An 18,136-nucleotide genomic window follows, 5' to 3' on the forward strand; every position below is an offset into this window, starting at 1 on the left:
ATAAAGGAGAGAACACTATATTAACAAGCGTTGAGCTAAAAAATGCCGAAAAAATATAAGAATTGGTTAAAAAACATTTGATTGATTTAAAAAAAGAGAAAAAAACAGGATCATCCCTTGTGTAATGTGGTTTTAGTTTGTATTATTGCGCTCGTGTTACGGTGAGATGGGTGAGTGGCTGAAACCACATCCCTGCTAAGGATGCGTACGGGTAACTGTACCGAGGGTTCGAATCCCTCTCTCACCGCCACTTTACTTAAAGCGCTCATAGCTCAGCTGGATAGAGCACTTGGCTACGAACTAAGGGGTCGGGAGTTCGAATCTCTCTGAGCGCACCAAGTAAAAATTTAAAGTAACACAGGCCTAAATAGGCACATAAGTAATGCGCTCATAGCTCAGCTGGATAGAGCACTTGGCTACGAACTAAGGGGTCGGGAGTTCGAATCTCTCTGAGCGCACCAACTTAATAGAAGAAACCGCTTAATTGCGGTTTTTTTGTGTCTGAATTTTATGATTGAATATGAATTAAATGATAAATGTAAAAAAGCCGCTGAAATCAGCGGCTTTTTAGTTGGTCTATTTAGAAATGATTGATTGAACTGAATAAATTGTCAGTTAGACTCGTTAATTGTGATGGAAGAGAGATGAGGTCAGTGACTGATCCGCCATTTGGATTTGGTTCACCTACAGCAATTGTTGATGAAACAGTTCCAGTAATTGCATTCAAGATACTATCTACGCTGCCACTAATATGATAATCCCCACCGCCTAAATTGACGTTAATCAAGCTGTCGATAGTTTCAAAGGTACTATCACTTGCTAGATTTGTGAGATTATCTTGAAGTGTATCTATGGCAAGATTAGCGTTAGTGATACCCGTTTGAATTGGTTGAGCAATTCCTGAAATCACATCACCACTATCAAAGCCGTTACCTATATTGGTGATAATCTCAGAAATAGATCCTAATGGGCTACCTGATATACTTCCAGTAATACCATCAATAACACCGGTGGCAATATCAAGTGGATTACCAAAAGCAAAATCATTTGTAATATGTTGAAGAATATCTGCTGCACTTGAACTGTTATTGATTAGAGTACCTACAACGCCAGTTGCAGACTCAAGTACACCACTAAGATCACCACCAGATAAATCAGAAATCGCTTCAAGTGTTCCATTCACTGTATCTCGTGAAGTTTCGAAACTAAGCGTACCTAAATCCGCTAGATCACCAACAGGGTGCTCAACTTGAGGAACGGCGCTGATAATTGTATCTGCAACAGTATTAATTCCTGTATTGATAATTTCTGTTTTGAGGCTTTCTACGCCCTGAAGAATATCGATACCAGTTTGGATTGCACCTGTAATTGGATTATTGGCGAGGTCACCGCCAGTAATACCACCAATAATGCCAGTTACAGCATCAAGAGGATTGCCACCGACACCACCCGTAACACCGCCAATAATATCAGTCACAGCATCAAGAGGATTGCCACCGATACCACCCGTAACACCACCAATAATACCAGTTACAGCCTCAAGCGGATTACCGCCAATTCCACCCGTAATACCACCAATAATATCGGTAATATTTCCCAGAGGATTGCTACTACCAAGGTCGGTTAGATCGCCTACAATATGTTGAATTGTGTTTGAAGCAGTTGTTCCATTATTAATTAAAGTTCCAATTACACCTGAGGCAGAACCTACGGCACCATTAATATCTGCACCTGCTAAATCAGAAATTGCCTCAAGTGTTCCATTTACAGTATCGCGTGAAGTTTCAAATGTAAGTGTCCCAAGATTGGTCAAATCAACGATTGGATGTACTTGGGGTAATACACCACTAATTACGCCACCTACTGTATTGATTCCTGTATTGATAATTTCTGTTTTGAGGCTCTCTACACCTTGAAGTACATCGATACCAGTTTGAACAATGCCTGTGACTGGATTGTTACCTAAATCGCCACCCGTAACACCACCAATAATACCAGTTACAGTATCGAGAGGGTTACCACCCACACCACCCGTAATACCGCCAATAAGATCGGTTACAGTCTCAAGCGGATTACCACCGACACCACCCGTAACACCACCAATAATATCGGTTACAGTTTCTAGTGGATTGCCACCCACACCGCCTGTAACACCACCAATAATATTGGTCACAGCATCAAGAGGATTACCACCGACACCACCCGTAACACCGCCAATAAGATCGGTTACAGTCTCAATTGGATTACCACCGACGCCACCCGTAATACCACTAATAATATCGGTTACAGCATCAAGAGGATTGCCACCGACACCACCCGTAACACCGCCAATAAGATCGGTTACAGTTTCTAGTGGATTGCCACCAACACCGCCTGTAACACCACCAATAATATTGGTCACAGCATCAAGAGGATTACCACCGACACCACCCGTAATACCGCCAATAAGATCGGTTACAGCATCAAGAGGATTACCACCGACGCCACCCGTAACACCACCAATAATATCGGTTACAGTTTCTAGTGGATTGCCACCAACACCACCCGTAATACCACCAATAATATTGGTCACAACATCAAGAGGATTACCGCCGCCTCCCGTAAGACCACCAATAATATCTGTGACAGCAGCAACAGGACTGCCGCTGCTAATATCCGTTAAATCACCCACAATGTTCTGAACCGTGTTTGAAGCAGTAGAACCATTATTGATGAGTGTGCCGATAACACCAGTTGCTGAGCCAATTGCACCATTAAGATCCGCACCAGCGAGATTTGACACTACTTCGAGACTTCCATTCACTGTATCGCGTGAGGTTTCAAAGGTAAGCGTACCAAGATTTGCTAAATCTCCGATTGGATGCTCTGATTGGTGAACCGTCCCTATAACTGCATCGGCTACAGTATGGATACCTGAATTAATAATACTGGTTTTTAAACTTTCTACACCTTGAAGAGTGTCTATAGTGGTTTGAATCGTACTCGTGACAGGATTATTGCTGAGATCACCTCCTGTAACTCCTCCGATGATTCCCGTTACAATATTGACAGGGTTACTTCCAGTGGCTCCTAAGATATTTGTGACTACATTGAGTGGGGAAGTTCCTATTCCACCTGTAATACCCCCAACAATATTAGTTACGGTATCAACAGGATTCGTGGTTGTTGCTCCTGTGACACCACTAACAATATTCGTCACTGTAGATAATGGACTGCTACTCCCAGTTACACTGCCTAAAGTACTGGTAATCGTACTTATTGGAGAACTTGCAATGCTATTGCTAACCGTGCTAATGGTTTGATTTACCGTATTTGTAATTGAATTCGTTGAAACGATATTTGTGATTGATGAAAGAGAAAGGGGAGCTAAGGTTGAACCTGTGATGGATGAGGTTGTTGTATTACTTTCTAATAAATTTGAAGTAATACTTTTAATTGGCGATAAAAGACTTTTGAAAAGCATAGCGGTACCTATATTTTTAAAGTTGTATTGTTTTGATTAATTATTAAAGTGATTTGATTTTTATGTGATGTATTTCACACTAATCAATAATAATGTTATTTGTATTTGTTTTTTTGTCAATTCAAACGATAAGCTGCATCATTGTTTAATACAGATTAATGAAAGGTTTTAGTAGTTGAATCTTAAAGTAATTCGATTTTAATAAAGAATAAAATCTCAAAAATAATAATAGAGAATGAGAAGAATAGAGCTGATATTTTTTGTCTTGATTTAATTTGTGATATCAGTGCATTGAAAATTATTTTTCTCGCGTTACAGTTTAAAAAATGACTTTAATCCAAAGAAGTTTATAAGTTTTGTTATTGGTTTGAAAATAAATATTAAGCAATTTTTATTCTTAGTTTAAAGGTATCAATATCAATGATTTATAGTTTTATTCCAATTATAAATATTTACTTTTAAATTGAAATGATCAATCTCTCACCGTTTGAATGCGATTTTATTAAAAAATACTTATCAATTGGAAAAAAATGCGTATAATGCGCTCCATCAAATATGCGCTCATAGCTCAGCTGGATAGAGCACTTGGCTACGAACTAAGGGGTCGGGAGTTCGAATCTCTCTGAGCGCACCAATTTGAATTTATCGAAAGATAAAGTGAAAAAAACCGCTTAAATGCGGTTTTTTTGTGCCTTACATTTTTGCTTTAATTTTCTGAACAAACACAGTATTACCACCAACTGCGGGTAGTACATCATGATAGGGTAAACTTCGCATAGCCCTTAATAGAAAGGGTGCTTTTTCATCAATTTTCATTGAACTGGTTATTTTAAATAAGCTCCCGTGATTCAATTCTGTAGCAACCATTTTTCCTTTTATAAAACGTAAATCACCACCATTTGCATAAAAGTTATTTTCAATAGTATTTGGATAATTAAAATAAAGCTTAAATGTAAAAGGAATATTAATCACACCTAAACCCACATTCACTTGAATATCTGCATCTTGACCTTGATTTTGGACAGCAGAAATACTGATTTTCTTGATTTGTCTTGGAAATAATTCTTGATAGGCTAAAGGGTTTAACCATTTATGTAATTGCTGTGGGGGCTGTTGATAAAATTGATAGGTTGTGGTGAAGCGCATGGTTTCCCGCCCATGTGTGTACAAAATGCTGGTCGGTGCATGTAGGTAGCTTACAGGCTGTTGTGCATTTTGACTCAATTGTGCAATCTTAGCCAATTGAGCTTCATTTAATTGAGGGCTTGGTATTTGTCCAGGATTTAAGGCAACGATATTTTGTTTAATAAAGCGTGTTCGAAGTGACTCTAGGATAAAAGCATTGGTTGAGCTTGGAATCCCTAATTTGACCTCTGGAATCGCATTCAGAATTTTTTTAAAAATAAAACCTTTAGGTTGATTTAAATCTCCCCATTGGGTGAGCGTAATTAAAGTTCGATGATCATCTAAGGCAAACCATTCAAACTTTCCTACACCGTATGGAATAGGAGAATCAATCACTAAACTGGAAATACTGTTCGATTTAATCTGATGCTGTAAGGTAACGTCTTCATTAAAATTGAGCACTGGAATAGGCGTTGGAATGGAGACACGATATTTCATTTTTACAGTATTGCCAGATTGTTCTAGTGTTTTGGCAGATTTAAGTGTTGGAAATAGACCGACATAGTGATTAAAGTCAGTTAGCGTCTTACTAACCTGTTGTACATTGGTAGGAACAATAAGTGCTGCGGATGTAAAACTGGCGTTTGGTTGTGAATTGGATTTGAGTGTGGGGAGGTTAGTTTTAGTTGCTGGATGTGCATAAATGAAAATATTATTTTGCGTGTAGCTTGCCAAAAGCTGGGGGTTATTTTGAAAAGGTTGTAAAGCACTTGGGATATTGTCATTCCAAGTTAGCATTTGTGCAAAGCAAGTTTGCGTTACGCTAAAAACAAGAGTCGTTAATATAAATCCATTCAAATACAACATCAGATTCCTTTGATTTTTCTTAATCATATACTCAGTTTCATCTGTAGATGAGCGATGAAACATTGCTATTAATAAAAGTTTTTATGTATAAAAAATAGTCATATTATGTAAAACATGTCTTATCATCGGCTTCCGATCGGTCAGTATTTGTAGAAATAATAAATTAACCTATCTATCATTCTGAATAGAAAAAAGATTTTTAATATTGTGAAGTGGAACGATGAAGAGAAAATAAAGTTTCAAAGGCAATTCTGATCATATTGAAAGATTTCGATCAGATCATCTTCATGGATAAAGCCTACTTTTTCTCGAAATTAGACATCTTATTTTCTATCTAAAATCAGCTGAAAAGCTCTATCGCATCATATTTAAATTTTGTATCAAATCACGATAAATCTGATTTACGCTCTAATCATTTATGTTCTAATAGATGAGTTTTTTCAAATCTTAGAAATCAAAAATGTCTGAACAACGTCCAACTGTATCTGTGCGCTATTATCTTAATTTAGAAGAATCACAAGATGGTTTTGCTCTTGTCACTTTTGGTAAAAAGACCTTTAGTCGTTTTCTAACACCTGTTATTAGTATTGCAATTATTGGTTGGGGAATCTATTTAGGTTTCTCAGACGTTGGTCGTTATTACGTTGCATTAGGTGCTTTTTTTCTGATTATGCAGGGCTTGATGCGCTATTGGTTGTTACCGATGTTGTTTAAACGTCAATTTGTTCGCTACCAATTTGGAAAAAGTGAGCAGGGAATTGACCTTTATCAAGATCATTTTGAACTTTATGCCACAGGTAAAAAGCAAACAGCGCAGTATGCAGAGGTACAATCTTTTGCAATAGGCAAACTGACTTACATGCTGGAGTTGAAAAACCATACCGTCATTATTGTTCCAAAGCGTTCATTCACTGATCCAGCAGATCAAACCAAATTTGAAAATAGTTTTAAAAAATAACTTCATTCGCGATTTAAGGAACAAGGAGCTTTTATGAGCACACGTCCGTCAAAAATTGTTTGTGTAGGCAGAAATTATGCTGAACATGCGAAAGAACTAGGTAATGCAATTCCTGATCGCCCAATTTTATTTATCAAACCACCAAGTAGTTTGAGTAGCTTAGCCCAAGGTGCCCGTTGGAATCAGGCTTTGGGTGAATGTCATTTTGAATGTGAAATTTGTTTGCAGATTGCACACCCATTGTCGCAGGAAACCGATCCAAGCAAAGCTTTAGAAGCGATTGGTGCTGTGACGTTAGGGTTAGATTTAACTTTACGTGATTTGCAGAATGACTTAAAAGCGAAAGGACAGCCTTGGGAGCGAGCAAAAGCTTTTGACGGTGCATGTATCTTGGCAGACTGGGTTGAAGCAGATGAAATTGGCGATTTACAAGAGTTAGAGCTTGTTTTAATGATTAATGGCGTTGAACGCCAACATGGTTTTAGCCAAGACATGATTTTTGATATCGGTGCATTATTGGTTGAAATTAATCAGTCATTTAGTTTGGAAGCGGGTGATGTCATTATGACGGGTACGCCTGCTGGCGTCGGGGCATTACACCCAAATGATCAATTAACCATGAAACTAATAACCCAATCAGGAGAATATGATTGGGATACATTTGTTCAAGCATAATTCATAAAATCAAAGCGCTGATATTTAAAATATCAGCGCTTTTTTATTTGTAAAAATGAGAAGATAAAAATGAAAATCTGGTTGTACTTTGCATTATTTTTAACCACAACGATCAGCCATGCTCAACAACTTGCCTTAAGTTTTGATGATGGCGTTAATCCCGATTTAAATAAACAAGCCGTTAATATTAATCAGAGAATTTTAGCGCAACTGGAACAACATCAAATCAAGAGTATGATCTATCCAAGTGTCATTAAAATTGGAGATTATGCGGGATTACAGTTAGTTGCAGCGTGGGGGGCGCAAGGTCATCAGATTGGCAATCATAGCGAGTTACATCTTAATTTAAATAAAGATAGCGTCACGAGCCAACAATATATTGATGGCATTCAGAGAGCTGAACATGTTTTTCAACCATTAAAAGGTTGGACGGCAAGATATCGTTATCCTTTTCTCAAGGAAGGAAATACCTTAGAAAAGAGAGAGCGTGTTGCGGATTATTTACAGCAACATGGCTATCAATCTGGTGCAGTCAGTATTGACGCGAGTGACTGGTTTTATAATTTAAAATATTTGTCTTATCAAAAACAAGGAAAAACAGCCCAGTTAAATCAATTGAAACAAGCTTATATTCAACACTTACTTGGACGTGCAACTTACTATGATCAATTGGCAACCGAGACTTTAGGTTATTCACCAAAGCACGTACTTTTATTACACGTGAATGCGATTAATGCTGCATTTTTAACAGATGTGATTCAGGCATTTCGCGTACAAGGCTGGCAATGGATTGATACAGTCGATGCTTATACAGATCCACTGTATCAACAGCGCCCGAATATTTTACCTGCAGGTGAAAGCATTATTTGGTCATTAGCCAAGCAACGTGGGCAAGCTCAGTTGCGTTATCCTGCTGAGGATGCACCTTATGAACAGGACAATTTAAAACGTTTTGGTTTAGATTGAATTAGCGTCCTTGATACAACTTGCGAAATTGGTCAGGAGTAAACTGCATCCAGCGCTTAAACATATAAATAAATGCAGATGAACTGGCATAGCCCAAATCGAGTGCAATATTTTCAATGGTTTTGCCTTGATTGAGCATCGACATTGCTTTCATGACTTTTAATCGTTGTCGCCATTCATGCAGTGACATTCCCAATTCTTTTTGACTATAACGCGCTAGCGTTCGTTCAGTCATATTTATCATTTTAGCTAATTCATCTAGAGTGCTGTTGTCGGCAGGATGAAGATGTAAATGATTCAAGATTTCTGATAACGCTGGATGCTGTGTGGTTGGTAAATAACTTCCGACCAATTCTGCATGAGTAAGAGAATCCAGAAGTACCTGTAGTAAACGTAAATATTCTGGATCATTCTCTTGAAATGGGTGTTTGCGGATATGTTCCAATAAGGCGGGAACTAAGGGAGCTGAAAGCAAGATTCCTGCTTGCTTGGGCATTCGCTCGCAAAGTGTTTCATGTATATAGAGGGTGCAGTGCGTGACTTCATTGCGATTAATCCCACTGTGCTGTAAACGTGGCGGTAGCCAAATACCATAGGGTGGGGGTGTTAAATAATGAATTTGTTCAATATTAACTTCTAATACACCATCGAATGCATAAATAAATTCACCCCATGCATGGACATGTTCAGGATAAAACGTCTCGGCAGGTGCATCTCGAATTCTAAGCCATAAAGGGGCTGGAATATCACTATACGCAGGAAGCTGTTGGAAATTTTGAATCCTTTGAGCTGATTTTTTCATAAAATGAGAATTGCCCGAAAACATGGATTGAATGTCAGATTTTCACTATATCATGAAAATCTGACAGCTTTATATTGGTGCTCTAATTATAGAATAGAGAGCCTATTATGGATGAGCGCAAGGCATTAGATGTAACAGCATCAGGTTTGATGATCGTACTGTGTATGATTTGGGGTCTGCAGCAAGCCATACTTAAAATGGCAGCTCCTGATATTTCACCGTTAATGCAAATTGCGCTACGCTCAGGCTTGGCTGCTTTACTGTTGTTACCCTTATTATATTTAGATAAAACCACGCAGCTATTGAACCGACAAAATTTAAAAGCGGGTGTTTTAGTCGCTTTATTATTTTCTTTAGAATTCTTTTTATTGGCACAGGCTCTGCAACTCACGTCTGCTTCACATGCGGTGGTACTCCTTTATACCGCCCCAATTTTTGTAGCCTTAGGTTTGCATTGGAAATTTCCTTCTGAACGTTTAAGTATTTTGCAGTGGGTGGGTATTGCAATTGCCTTTTTAGGGATTGTGGTGACTTTCCTGAGAGTAGAATCAGGCTCGCACTCAGCATTGCAGCAGCAAATGCTATGGGGGGATTTATTGGCATTGGCTGCAAGTATTGCTTGGGCAGCAACCACGATTACGGTTCGTTTATCTTCTCTAGCACAAGCGGCAGTGACGCAAACCCTGTTCTATCAACTTGCAGGGAGTTTTGTGTTGCTATTTGGCTTAGCTGTAATCCTAGGACAAGAGACGATTTACTTTACTCCGTTGGTGTTGGGTAGTTTAGCCTTTCATACTTTAGTTGTTTCTTTTGCCAGTTTTTTAGCGTGGTTTTGGTTGTTGCGAAATTACTTGGCATCTCGATTAGGCGTATTTTCCTTTCTCACGCCATTATTTGGGATGGCATTTGGAGTATGGTTATTAGGTGAAAAAATCGAACTAAATTTTTTGATTGGTGCTGTATTGGTTCTGTTTGGTATTGTGATTGTGAGTTTTCAAGGTTGGATAAGCAAATAAAAGAAAGACCTCGGTTGAGGTCTTTTGATTTTAATAACCTAGATTTGTGCTACGTGGTCTTGAATAAGTATTATCACTTGGGAGTGCTGTACCTGCTAGGCTAGCATAAGCACTATCAACTTGGTTCTTTAGGTGAGTGGAATGAGAAGATTTGTGTGTTCGCTTATCACTGATATACGAGGCGGAATTATCCCAAGTACGTGCTGTTTTAATTTCATTTGAGTCAATATGATAAAAATAAGCATTGTTGTATTTGGGATTCTTATATAAAGGAGGATAGTTTTTCATTGGCCAATAAAGGACATTTTTTTGACCATGATGTTCTTGGATAATCCCTTTTAAATCGCGATAGTTTACGATCTGTATTGCTAGTAGATTTCCTTGGCTAGCGGCTTTTCTATACCATTTCATCGCACTATAAGGGTCTTCAATAAGCCCTTTGCCTAAATCATACATCCAACCAACAGCATATTGAGCTTGAGTATCGCCTTTTTTAGCCTGTAACAATAACCATTGAGAAAATAAAGAATTATCATTGTCCATCAAATTACTAAGAAATTGATTTGCCTCTTGATTACCATGAAGTGCCTCAGTATGAAGCCATTCAAAGGCTTCAAAGTTGCCTTGATTGGCTGCTTTTTTAATCCAGATTAAACCTTGTTGATAATTGGTTTCTGTCCCAACGCCTTTGAAATACATTTGTGAAAGTCTAAACTGAGCATTAACTTGTCCTTGCTCAGCAAGTTTTGCAGCATTTTTAAACTCTCTTTCTGTGGGTGAGCTACAAGCAGATAGACTCAAACAAAAACTGAGTATGATAAGTGAAAATAATCTTTGTTTCATTTTTTAAATATAATTAAAGTCATATAGATAAATTATAATTAAAGACAGGGTATAGGTTGAATGATTTAGATAAATGGTGATGTCATATTTCAGACATCATCCTAGTACATTCTATTTCTGTTCAAAAATCGTTGAAAGGGGAATCGAAAGTTTTGCAGCTAAATAGTCATTACTCTCGATGAGGGATGGTCCTAAACGCTCAATCCATTCATCATCTTGATGGATATTGGCCACATCATGACGTAATGGTAAGGGGTAAGGAAGAGCTGTAAAAAAGCTCCAGAAATCAACTTGCGCAAGATTTCTAACCAATACATACTCATCATTGTCTGTACGTTTGACTAAGTTCTGTTTTTCTAACTGTAAGATATATGAGGGTAAGCGTCCTAATTCACCACGTCCAATAATCCCAAGTAGTTCTTGTTCACTGACACTTTCTCCAATTTGTTGCTTTTTATAAAACAACTCCAATATGTCTAATAACATTAAGATAGGATGGCGCTTTTGTTCTTTATCTGAATGAAAAGCAGTCAGTGCATAACTGACTTCTACGCCTAATAAGATAATGTTCCAAGACAAATAAATCCAAAGGAGGAAGATTGGAACAGCAGCAAAAGCACCATACACAATTTCATAACTGGTGAAATTACTCATCACCCAACCAAAGAAACGTTTTAAAATTTCAAATACTGTTGCGCTAAAACATGCAGCAATAACAGCGGAAAGAATAGGGACGCTACGATTAGGGATGGTCCAGTAAAGAATGAAAAAGCCAACAATTGTAAGTAGAAATGAAATGAGCCATAAAAGGAAAGAGCCATCTAATTGATAACCCGCAAAATTATTGCTCAGAATATTCATTGAGGCGACAGTAGATGAAAGTACAAAAGCACTGCCTAGGATAATTGGGCCTAAAGAGATGATTGTCCAATAACGCATAAAGCCAACAAGACCTGTCCGAGTTTCTTTGACACGCCAAATACGATTAAAGACATTTTCGATTGAGGTGAGCATAAGCACGGTGGTCACAAACAGAAATAGCACACCAATAATTGTGAGATTACTGGATTTATCTGTAAATGCGTTCAATGCTTTGTCAAAGGCAATGGTACTTTTTGGTAAAAAATTACTGTAAATCAATTGCTGTAGTTGTTGTCGAGCAGGCTCTAAAGCTTTGATTGAGGAGATAATGACTAAGAAAACGGTCAGCATCGGAACAACTGCAAACAAAGTAGTGTAGGTGAGCCCTCCAGCTTGTTCTCTACAGCGATCAGCTTCGAAACGTCGTAACACAAATACAATAAATTGAAACCATGTTTTTTCTAAAAAAGGCAGATTTTTTAGATAACGATTTAAGATCATGGGTTCTATCCTAGTTATTTTTAATAAAATCCTGTGTCAGCACAGGATTGATTACAGCTCAAAAGAGGAAAAATGTCGTATAGTGTTCTTTTTAACAAAATTTATTAAAGTGATGCAACCTTACGTTCTTGTTCTTTATTACAGTAAATATGGTTCAACTCGAGAAATGGCCCATCTAATTGCCGATGGAATTGAGTCTTCTGGTATCACAGCTCGTATTCGAACCGTTCCTAATCTCGCAACTGTTGTTACCCAAGCAGAACCGAGCATTCCTGCAGAGGGGGATGTTTATTGTACTTTAGATGATTTGACGTATTGCTCAGGTTTGGCGCTCGGTTCACCTACTCGCTTTGGTAATATGGCGAGCGAGATGAAATACTTTTGGGATCAAACGACGAGTTTATGGTTGAATGGCACTTTGCATAATAAACCAGCATGTGTTTTTACTTCCTCTGGCTCGATGCATGGTGGGCAGGAAAGTACTTTGCTTAGCATGTTACCGCCATTATTCCATCATGGTATGCTCATCATGGGGTTGCCAAATTCAATTCCAGCTTTATCGAATACTAAAACAGGCGGTACACCTTATGGGGCAAGTCATGTCAGTGGCCCTCGTCATGATCAAAGTTTGAGTGCAGATGAAAAAGTCTTATGCGAAGCACAAGGTAAACGTTTAGGTGATGTCGTAAAAGCGTTGTTAGGAAAAGTTTAGATCTAAAAAAGGGAGCATCTGCTCCCATTATTTTATTTTTTAATTTGCCAATCGTAGATTTTTTTCTGATAGGCGTACCACATCATCCACAGTCCAATCAGTAACATTGGTACAGTGAGAATCTGACCTTTGGTCATCCAACCGAATAGAATAAAACCTTGATCTGCATCGGGCTGACGGAAGAACTCCATGAAGAAACGCGCAACTCCATAGCCCATCAAGAATAATGCTGAAACCGCCATACGAGGACGTGGTTTAGCGCTAAACCACCAAAGTATGATAAATAGAATCAGACCTTCACAGAGTGCTTGATAAATTTGCGACGGATGGCGAACTAAACCTAAAGGATCGGTTGGAAAAATCATACCAAATGGATAGCTAGGGTCTTGAACTTGACGACCATACAACTCACCACCAATAAAGTTACCGATACGACCAAACATCAAACCTGTCGGTACACATGGTGCAATAAAGTCCAAGGTTTGAAACCATGTTTTCTGATATTTCTTACACCAGAATAACATTGCGATCATGACCCCCAAGAAACCGCCGTGGAAGCTCATCCCACCTGTCCAGACTTGGAATAACCAAAGCGGATTTTCTAAGAATTTGCCAAACTCATAAAACAAAACATAGCCAATACGACCACCAAGTACTACGCCTAGAGCGCCATAAAACACCAGATCGGAGACCATATCGGCAGTCCAACCATCACGTTGTTTAGCACGATAAGAGGCTAAGCCCCAAGCGCATAAAAATGCCAAGAGATACATGAGTCCGTACCAATGCACTTTGACTGGTCCCAAGCTCAGCGCAACTGGATCAATATTTGGATAGGTCAGCATTGCTGTTCCTCAATTTAGAATTTGAAATTAAGTTTTGAGCAGATTGTAGCGGAATGATGTGAAAAATGTTGTACATTCAATGTGTAAAGATGTGAGAACAGAATTAATGTGTATTGTCGCTTTTGCATGGCATGTTCTTGATGATATGCCGTTGTGTTTAATTTCAAATCGTGATGAATTTTATCATCGACCAAGTGCTGTTTTACATCGATGGGATAACAGTTCGATAATTGCTGGGCAAGATTTACAGTCAGGTGGAGCATGGATGGGAGTCACTGAGTCTGGTCGTTGGGCAATCGTGACTAATTTTCGAAATGGACGAGATAAGAACCAATATTCAACTTCACGTGGGCATTTAATCCAGTCTTTTTTAGAAAGTGATTTAGCCCCTATTCGTTTTGCACAACAATTAGAACAGCAACAACAAGACTACGCTGGTTTTAATTTGTTTGTCGGTGATCGAGAGCAAGCGGTTTATATGAGTAATCGGGGGGAAGCTCCACAAGTCTTAGCGAATGGTGTTTATGTTGTTTCCAACGGTTTAATGTCAGAAGATTGGGAGAAAACCAAACATTTACGTAAACGCTTTACACAAGAATTTTTACCAATGTTGCAACAATCAACGATTACAGAATCTGATTTGCAATATTCAATCTGGGATATTTTGGAAGATGAACGAAAAATTATTCCAGATTTGTTGCCAGATACAGGGATTAGTGTGGAAATGGAAGAATTATTATCTTCAACTTTTATTCAAAGCCCAATTTATGGAACACGTTGTTCTAATTTTCTGAGAATGACATCTGAGCACTGGCGATGGTCAGAGAAGTCTCAACAAGGTGAGCAGCAGGGTCTTGTTATCAAAATGCAAGTTGATCTGTTGAAGTAAAAATACCGACAAGGCTGTCGGTATTTTTACTACGTTTCCTTTAAATTAAGCTTTTTTCACAACAGATGGGGCAATTGGATCCGCCGTGATATAACCGACTGCAGCAGCAAATTTGTTACTGTAGTTTTTATTAATGGCTTCATCAAGTTGCGCCAGTAAAGTGGTGCTCAGACCACTACGAGAACCATCTGCATTGTCTTTGTAGAAACGATACCATTCATCACCAGGATGCTGGAAGTTACTCATGATATATGTCCAACCATTCACTTCATCAACGGCATGTAAACCTGTTGACTCTGCACCTGCTGGTGTCGATAAAATACGGATTAACTGTTTGGTATCGACGTTATATGCCCATAAGAAATTATTCAGATGGTTACCTGAATCTTCACCAATGAACAAGGTGCGTAACTTCTCAGAAAACTTCAAGTTATCTGGGCTTGCAATTTGTTCTGGATCAGCGGTATTACCTAAGCTATCAAAGCTAATATCTTTACCTTTAAGCAATAGGTTCGATTCGCTTGGCACCCAATCACTATTAATGGCATTGTTGGTACTGTCTTTTTGCCCACCCGTTAACTTGTGTTCCAAGATACCGCCAGCAGTCAATTTCGGGAACTTTACATTGTGCTCAGCCAAGTAGCCGCTACCACCTTCAACCATTGAGTCTACAATGTTCGCTAATGCTGAATATGCACGTTTGTCAGCGATATTAACGGTCGTACCTTCATTTTTGGTTAATGCCATTGATGCACCAACATAAGCTGCATAACGGTGAGTTTCGAGGAAAGCCGCTGCTAATTTGGTTTTATCGCTATTGTCTTTTAACTTCAAGTAAACGCCTGTTTTACTCAAATAAGTAAATTTAAAACCTTGTGCCTCTAAAGTTAATTTTTGTTCTGCTTGCTGAGGTTTTATACGGGCTTTTGCAGCATCTGCCAATAGTTTTTGTTCCGCTGTTGGGCTAGTTGCATCGATTGCTTTTTTCTCTTCAGGAGTTGCATCACTTGGGTATTTTGCAATTTGTAATACAGACTCAAAAATATCCGTTCCTTTGATACCACTCTTAATGAGATTTTCAATCTCAGCACTGGTTGCATGACCCAGTCTAATCCAAGAAATTTTACCAATTGTTAAATCGGTTAATGGAGTCGTATATTTTGCAACATACAAGGTACCTGCAGATAAGTCTTTTTCTTTATCTGCAACGAACATAAATAAACCACCATTGGTATAATCATCACCCATCAGTACAGTACGATTATCAGGGAAGACTTGTACTAGTTCATGTGAAATACGACCTAAGCAGTAATGCTTTTTCACAGTACCTGTACCATCAGCTTTGACAATAATTTCAGGCAAATGACCATAGTTATATGGATTTGCTGTCGCTTCATTGCCATAGATATTCTTACTAAAAGCTTTTAGTGTTGATAATGACTGACCAAGTTTTTGATCGAATGCATCTGGCTCATACTCTTCACTTGAAAGGTGAGTTCCCCATGGAGAAAGACTTGCGCCACAAGTGATCCAAAGACCATGTGCACTAGAAGTATCGACATTGTGGTATTTAATGAGTGATAAATGACCAGTTTTAGGATCTTGGTCTAACGTTAAGACTGCAATTGGAGAAGATAACTTACCGTAAGTGTCTCCACCTTTCTGGTCTTTTGAAAGATATTCGAATTGAACGACATGGAAAACAGGGTTTCCTGTTACACCTAATGCTTTTTTATCTGCATCCGTAAAGTCTTTACCTGTTGCTTCTTTAAAACTAATTAATGAACTACCATCAGGACAATCAGAGAAGAATTGGCGTTCTTTACCTTCAACCGATTTATCAATAATTGGTTGGTTATTTATATCAAAGTAACCACCAGCAATTATTTTTCCACCCTTACCATCAGGTACCTGCGTTCCTGTCAAGAAGAAAGGTTTGTATGCTAACTGATAGTCAGTTTTGCTGCCATCATCCCAATTAATTGAAAGTCTTGATGAACAAGCTGTTGTTGCCATTGTTGCAACAGTAGCTGGTGCGGCCATGCCTGTGAAAGTTGCATTTTTGAAGTTAATTGGTTTTGGTGCAATGATGTCGTTATCATTATTATCATTGCAACCTGCTAAAGCTGCTGCTGTGCCCATTGCCCCGAGTGGTAAAAACGGAACACCCGCGAACCACTTTAAAATATCACGACGACTTGGCTGATTTGTATTGGCTGTCATAATAAATCCATATCTTTAATAAATGGTAAATAAATCTAGATTGATTTTATGTTTGATAGATGACAATTTTTTGACACTTTTAAGGCAGTTTGAAGACAATTTAATTTTTATAAATATATAAAAAATATAAATTTAAAATAAAAAATCCCTGAGATTATTCAGGGATTGAACAGAGATATTGTTATTCTGAAACTGCTTTACGCTTTTCTAATATTTTTCCAAAAAGTAAACCGATTTCAAATAGCATCCACATCGGAACAGCCAGCATAATCATGGATAATGCATCAGGTGGTGTTACAAACATAGCCACGAAAAAGCATCCAACAACAATAAAACGGCGTTTTTCAACGAGGCTTTGTGTACTCACGACACCAATCAAAATCAGCACTAGAGTAATGATTGGAATTTCAAAGGTAAAACCAAAAACCAAGAATAGTTTTAAGCAGAAGCTCAGATAGCTATTAATATCGGTCATAGGTGCAACAGTTTCAGGAGACACACTAATAAAGAAATGTAAAATAGCAGGTAGGGTAATGAAATAGGCAAATGCGACACCTGAGTAAAATAATAGAATGCTACCAAATAGCAAAGGAATCGCTAAATGTCGTTCTTTTTCATATAGCGCAGGTTTTATAAATGACCAAATTTGATAAATGATATAGGGCATTGCCAGCATAAATGCGACGAATAAATTGAGTTTAAACGGTGCCATAAAAGTAGCTGTGACATCCGTCGCAATCATGGTTGATGTTGCGGGTAATTGTTGTCTCAATGGTTCAGACAGCCATTGATAGGTTTGATTTCTAAAAGGTAATAAACAAAAAAACAGAAAAATTGTTACGCCAACAATCTTAAAAAGATATTGGCGAAGTACGATTAAATGCTGCATGACCGGCATTTGTTGTAGGGTTTCTTCAGTACTGACTGAAGTTGATGGTAATTGGCTCATACGGTAATCTTTAATTCGTTATCAAACTGATTCAACGATGGGTATGCTTCCATACCAATCACAGATGAGTTTTGGTATTGAACACAAAAAGGAATAATAGAACTTGAGTGATATGGCACATAGCGAATCGAATTTTGAGATTTAGTTACTGATTGCTCAGTCTCTACCTCATGATTTTGAGTTTTCAATTCATCTAATTGTTTTTGTAGCCGACGTTCAAGCTCAGTAATCTTTTCAATTTCTTTTTGCATTTCTTCGCGGAACTCAGAAAGACGGAGCTCTCGATCAATTTCATTCTGAATATTGTTGATAAATTTTTTAATTTTCCCATACCATTTTGCTACAAATCGAGCCGCTTCAGGTAATTTATCAGGACCGAGAACCAATAATGCAATTACTGCAAAGCAAAAAATCTCAGTCATTCCCAAGTTCAGCATAATT

General features: G+C 38.2%; 15 protein-coding genes and 4 tRNA genes. 10 read left to right on the forward strand and 9 right to left on the reverse strand.

What is annotated here, in order from left to right:
• The first annotated feature begins 160 nt into the window (after positions 1-160).
• From AC0JIQ_RS02090 to AC0JIQ_RS02100, 3 genes are all read left to right on the forward strand, one after another.
• Positions 161-250: transfer RNA gene (locus AC0JIQ_RS02090), tRNA-Ser, on the forward strand.
• A gap of 11 nt (positions 251-261) precedes the next feature.
• Positions 262-338: transfer RNA gene (locus AC0JIQ_RS02095), tRNA-Arg, on the forward strand.
• A gap of 46 nt (positions 339-384) precedes the next feature.
• Positions 385-461: transfer RNA gene (locus tag AC0JIQ_RS02100), tRNA-Arg, on the forward strand.
• A gap of 119 nt (positions 462-580) precedes the next feature.
• Here AC0JIQ_RS02100 and AC0JIQ_RS02105 read toward each other — a convergent pair.
• A complete protein-coding gene (locus tag AC0JIQ_RS02105; RefSeq protein ID WP_474202486.1) occupies positions 581-3,463 on the reverse strand; it encodes a beta strand repeat-containing protein in 2,883 nt (960 codons plus the stop codon).
• Between the two features lie 557 nt (positions 3,464-4,020).
• Here AC0JIQ_RS02105 and AC0JIQ_RS02110 point away from each other — a divergent pair.
• Positions 4,021-4,097 (forward strand) — tRNA-Arg (locus tag AC0JIQ_RS02110).
• 59 nt (positions 4,098-4,156) lie between these two features.
• On the opposite strand, the gene AC0JIQ_RS02115 is transcribed toward AC0JIQ_RS02110, so the two are convergent.
• A complete protein-coding gene (locus AC0JIQ_RS02115) occupies positions 4,157-5,455 on the reverse strand; it encodes an SRPBCC family protein (protein ID WP_474202487.1) in 1,299 nt (432 codons plus the stop codon).
• A gap of 460 nt (positions 5,456-5,915) precedes the next feature.
• Here AC0JIQ_RS02115 and AC0JIQ_RS02120 point away from each other — a divergent pair, with 460 nt between their 5' ends.
• From AC0JIQ_RS02120 to AC0JIQ_RS02130, 3 genes are all read left to right on the forward strand, one after another.
• Positions 5,916-6,413: a YcxB family protein gene (locus AC0JIQ_RS02120; RefSeq protein WP_004660401.1), complete on the forward strand. Its 498-nt coding sequence runs from the start codon at positions 5,916-5,918 to the stop codon at positions 6,411-6,413.
• A gap of 33 nt (positions 6,414-6,446) precedes the next feature.
• Complete coding sequence (locus AC0JIQ_RS02125) at positions 6,447-7,088, forward strand: fumarylacetoacetate hydrolase family protein (protein ID WP_004660402.1); 642 nt, start codon at positions 6,447-6,449, stop codon at positions 7,086-7,088.
• 69 nt (positions 7,089-7,157) lie between these two features.
• Entirely contained in the window at positions 7,158-8,054 is an 897-nt protein-coding gene (locus AC0JIQ_RS02130; RefSeq protein WP_474202488.1) for a polysaccharide deacetylase family protein, read from the forward strand.
• Between the two features lies 1 nt (position 8,055).
• Here AC0JIQ_RS02130 and AC0JIQ_RS02135 read toward each other — a convergent pair whose 3' ends face one another.
• The gene (locus tag AC0JIQ_RS02135; protein ID WP_474202489.1) at positions 8,056-8,856 is read right to left on the reverse strand and encodes an AraC family transcriptional regulator; all 801 of its coding nucleotides are present in this window, start codon (positions 8,854-8,856) and stop codon (positions 8,056-8,058) included.
• A gap of 107 nt (positions 8,857-8,963) precedes the next feature.
• Here AC0JIQ_RS02135 and AC0JIQ_RS02140 point away from each other — a divergent pair, with 107 nt between their 5' ends.
• On the forward strand, positions 8,964-9,872 hold the full coding sequence (locus AC0JIQ_RS02140; protein ID WP_474202490.1) for a DMT family transporter: 909 nt from the start codon (positions 8,964-8,966) through the stop codon (positions 9,870-9,872).
• Between the two features lie 30 nt (positions 9,873-9,902).
• On the opposite strand, the gene AC0JIQ_RS02145 is transcribed toward AC0JIQ_RS02140, so the two are convergent.
• A complete protein-coding gene (locus tag AC0JIQ_RS02145; protein ID WP_474202491.1) occupies positions 9,903-10,673 on the reverse strand; it encodes a tetratricopeptide repeat protein in 771 nt (256 codons plus the stop codon).
• A 153-nt stretch (positions 10,674-10,826) separates the two neighbouring features.
• The gene (locus AC0JIQ_RS02150) at positions 10,827-12,077 is read right to left on the reverse strand and encodes a YihY family inner membrane protein (RefSeq protein ID WP_474202492.1); all 1,251 of its coding nucleotides are present in this window, start codon (positions 12,075-12,077) and stop codon (positions 10,827-10,829) included.
• Positions 12,078-12,189: 112 nt separating this feature from the next.
• Between AC0JIQ_RS02150 and wrbA the strand changes: the two genes are divergently transcribed.
• Complete coding sequence (gene wrbA / locus AC0JIQ_RS02155) at positions 12,190-12,789, forward strand: NAD(P)H:quinone oxidoreductase (protein WP_474202493.1); 600 nt, start codon at positions 12,190-12,192, stop codon at positions 12,787-12,789.
• Between the two features lie 32 nt (positions 12,790-12,821).
• On the opposite strand, the gene lgt is transcribed toward wrbA, so the two are convergent.
• The gene (gene lgt, locus AC0JIQ_RS02160; protein WP_004660416.1) at positions 12,822-13,634 is read right to left on the reverse strand and encodes a prolipoprotein diacylglyceryl transferase; all 813 of its coding nucleotides are present in this window, start codon (positions 13,632-13,634) and stop codon (positions 12,822-12,824) included.
• A gap of 106 nt (positions 13,635-13,740) precedes the next feature.
• Between lgt and AC0JIQ_RS02165 the strand changes: the two genes are divergently transcribed.
• Entirely contained in the window at positions 13,741-14,523 is a 783-nt protein-coding gene (locus AC0JIQ_RS02165; RefSeq protein ID WP_474203212.1) for an NRDE family protein, read from the forward strand.
• A 45-nt stretch (positions 14,524-14,568) separates the two neighbouring features.
• Here AC0JIQ_RS02165 and AC0JIQ_RS02170 read toward each other — a convergent pair whose 3' ends face one another.
• The 3 genes from AC0JIQ_RS02170 to tatB all read right to left on the reverse strand — a co-directional run bounded on the left by AC0JIQ_RS02170 (position 14,569) and on the right by tatB (position 18,132).
• Positions 14,569-16,746 carry a PhoX family protein gene (locus tag AC0JIQ_RS02170; RefSeq protein WP_474202494.1) on the reverse strand — a complete coding sequence of 726 codons (2,178 nt, stop codon included), beginning with the start codon at positions 16,744-16,746 and terminating at the stop codon, positions 14,569-14,571.
• 181 nt (positions 16,747-16,927) lie between these two features.
• Positions 16,928-17,695: a twin-arginine translocase subunit TatC gene (gene tatC, locus AC0JIQ_RS02175; protein WP_474202495.1), complete on the reverse strand. Its 768-nt coding sequence runs from the start codon at positions 17,693-17,695 to the stop codon at positions 16,928-16,930.
• Positions 17,692-18,132, reverse strand: a complete 441-nt coding sequence (tatB, locus tag AC0JIQ_RS02180; protein WP_474202496.1) for a Sec-independent protein translocase protein TatB — start codon at positions 18,130-18,132, stop codon at positions 17,692-17,694. Before tatB ends, tatC begins: the two co-directional genes overlap by 4 nt.
• Between the last annotated feature and the right edge of the window lie 4 nt (positions 18,133-18,136).

It is taken from the genome of Acinetobacter sp. FB (genome assembly GCF_056033405.1).

What these genes read in the sequence shown, in the direction of transcription:
- AC0JIQ_RS02165 (WP_474203212.1), top strand. Translation starts at nt 13,741, where the DNA reads ATGTGTATTGTCGCTTTTGCATGGCATGTTCTTGATGATATGCCGTTG.
- AC0JIQ_RS02105 (WP_474202486.1), bottom strand. Translation starts at nt 3,463, where the DNA reads ATGCTTTTCAAAAGTCTTTTATCGCCAATTAAAAGTATTACTTCAAAT.
- AC0JIQ_RS02120 (WP_004660401.1), top strand. Translation starts at nt 5,916, where the DNA reads ATGTCTGAACAACGTCCAACTGTATCTGTGCGCTATTATCTTAATTTA.
- lgt (WP_004660416.1), bottom strand. Translation starts at nt 13,634, where the DNA reads ATGCTGACCTATCCAAATATTGATCCAGTTGCGCTGAGCTTGGGACCA.
- tatB (WP_474202496.1), bottom strand. Translation starts at nt 18,132, where the DNA reads ATGCTGAACTTGGGAATGACTGAGATTTTTTGCTTTGCAGTAATTGCA.
- AC0JIQ_RS02170 (WP_474202494.1), bottom strand. Translation starts at nt 16,746, where the DNA reads ATGACAGCCAATACAAATCAGCCAAGTCGTCGTGATATTTTAAAGTGG.
- AC0JIQ_RS02135 (WP_474202489.1), bottom strand. Translation starts at nt 8,856, where the DNA reads ATGAAAAAATCAGCTCAAAGGATTCAAAATTTCCAACAGCTTCCTGCG.
- AC0JIQ_RS02150 (WP_474202492.1), bottom strand. Translation starts at nt 12,077, where the DNA reads ATGATCTTAAATCGTTATCTAAAAAATCTGCCTTTTTTAGAAAAAACA.
- tatC (WP_474202495.1), bottom strand. Translation starts at nt 17,695, where the DNA reads ATGAGCCAATTACCATCAACTTCAGTCAGTACTGAAGAAACCCTACAA.
- AC0JIQ_RS02125 (WP_004660402.1), top strand. Translation starts at nt 6,447, where the DNA reads ATGAGCACACGTCCGTCAAAAATTGTTTGTGTAGGCAGAAATTATGCT.
- wrbA (WP_474202493.1), top strand. Translation starts at nt 12,190, where the DNA reads ATGCAACCTTACGTTCTTGTTCTTTATTACAGTAAATATGGTTCAACT.
- AC0JIQ_RS02130 (WP_474202488.1), top strand. Translation starts at nt 7,158, where the DNA reads ATGAAAATCTGGTTGTACTTTGCATTATTTTTAACCACAACGATCAGC.
- AC0JIQ_RS02140 (WP_474202490.1), top strand. Translation starts at nt 8,964, where the DNA reads ATGGATGAGCGCAAGGCATTAGATGTAACAGCATCAGGTTTGATGATC.
- AC0JIQ_RS02115 (WP_474202487.1), bottom strand. Translation starts at nt 5,455, where the DNA reads ATGTTGTATTTGAATGGATTTATATTAACGACTCTTGTTTTTAGCGTA.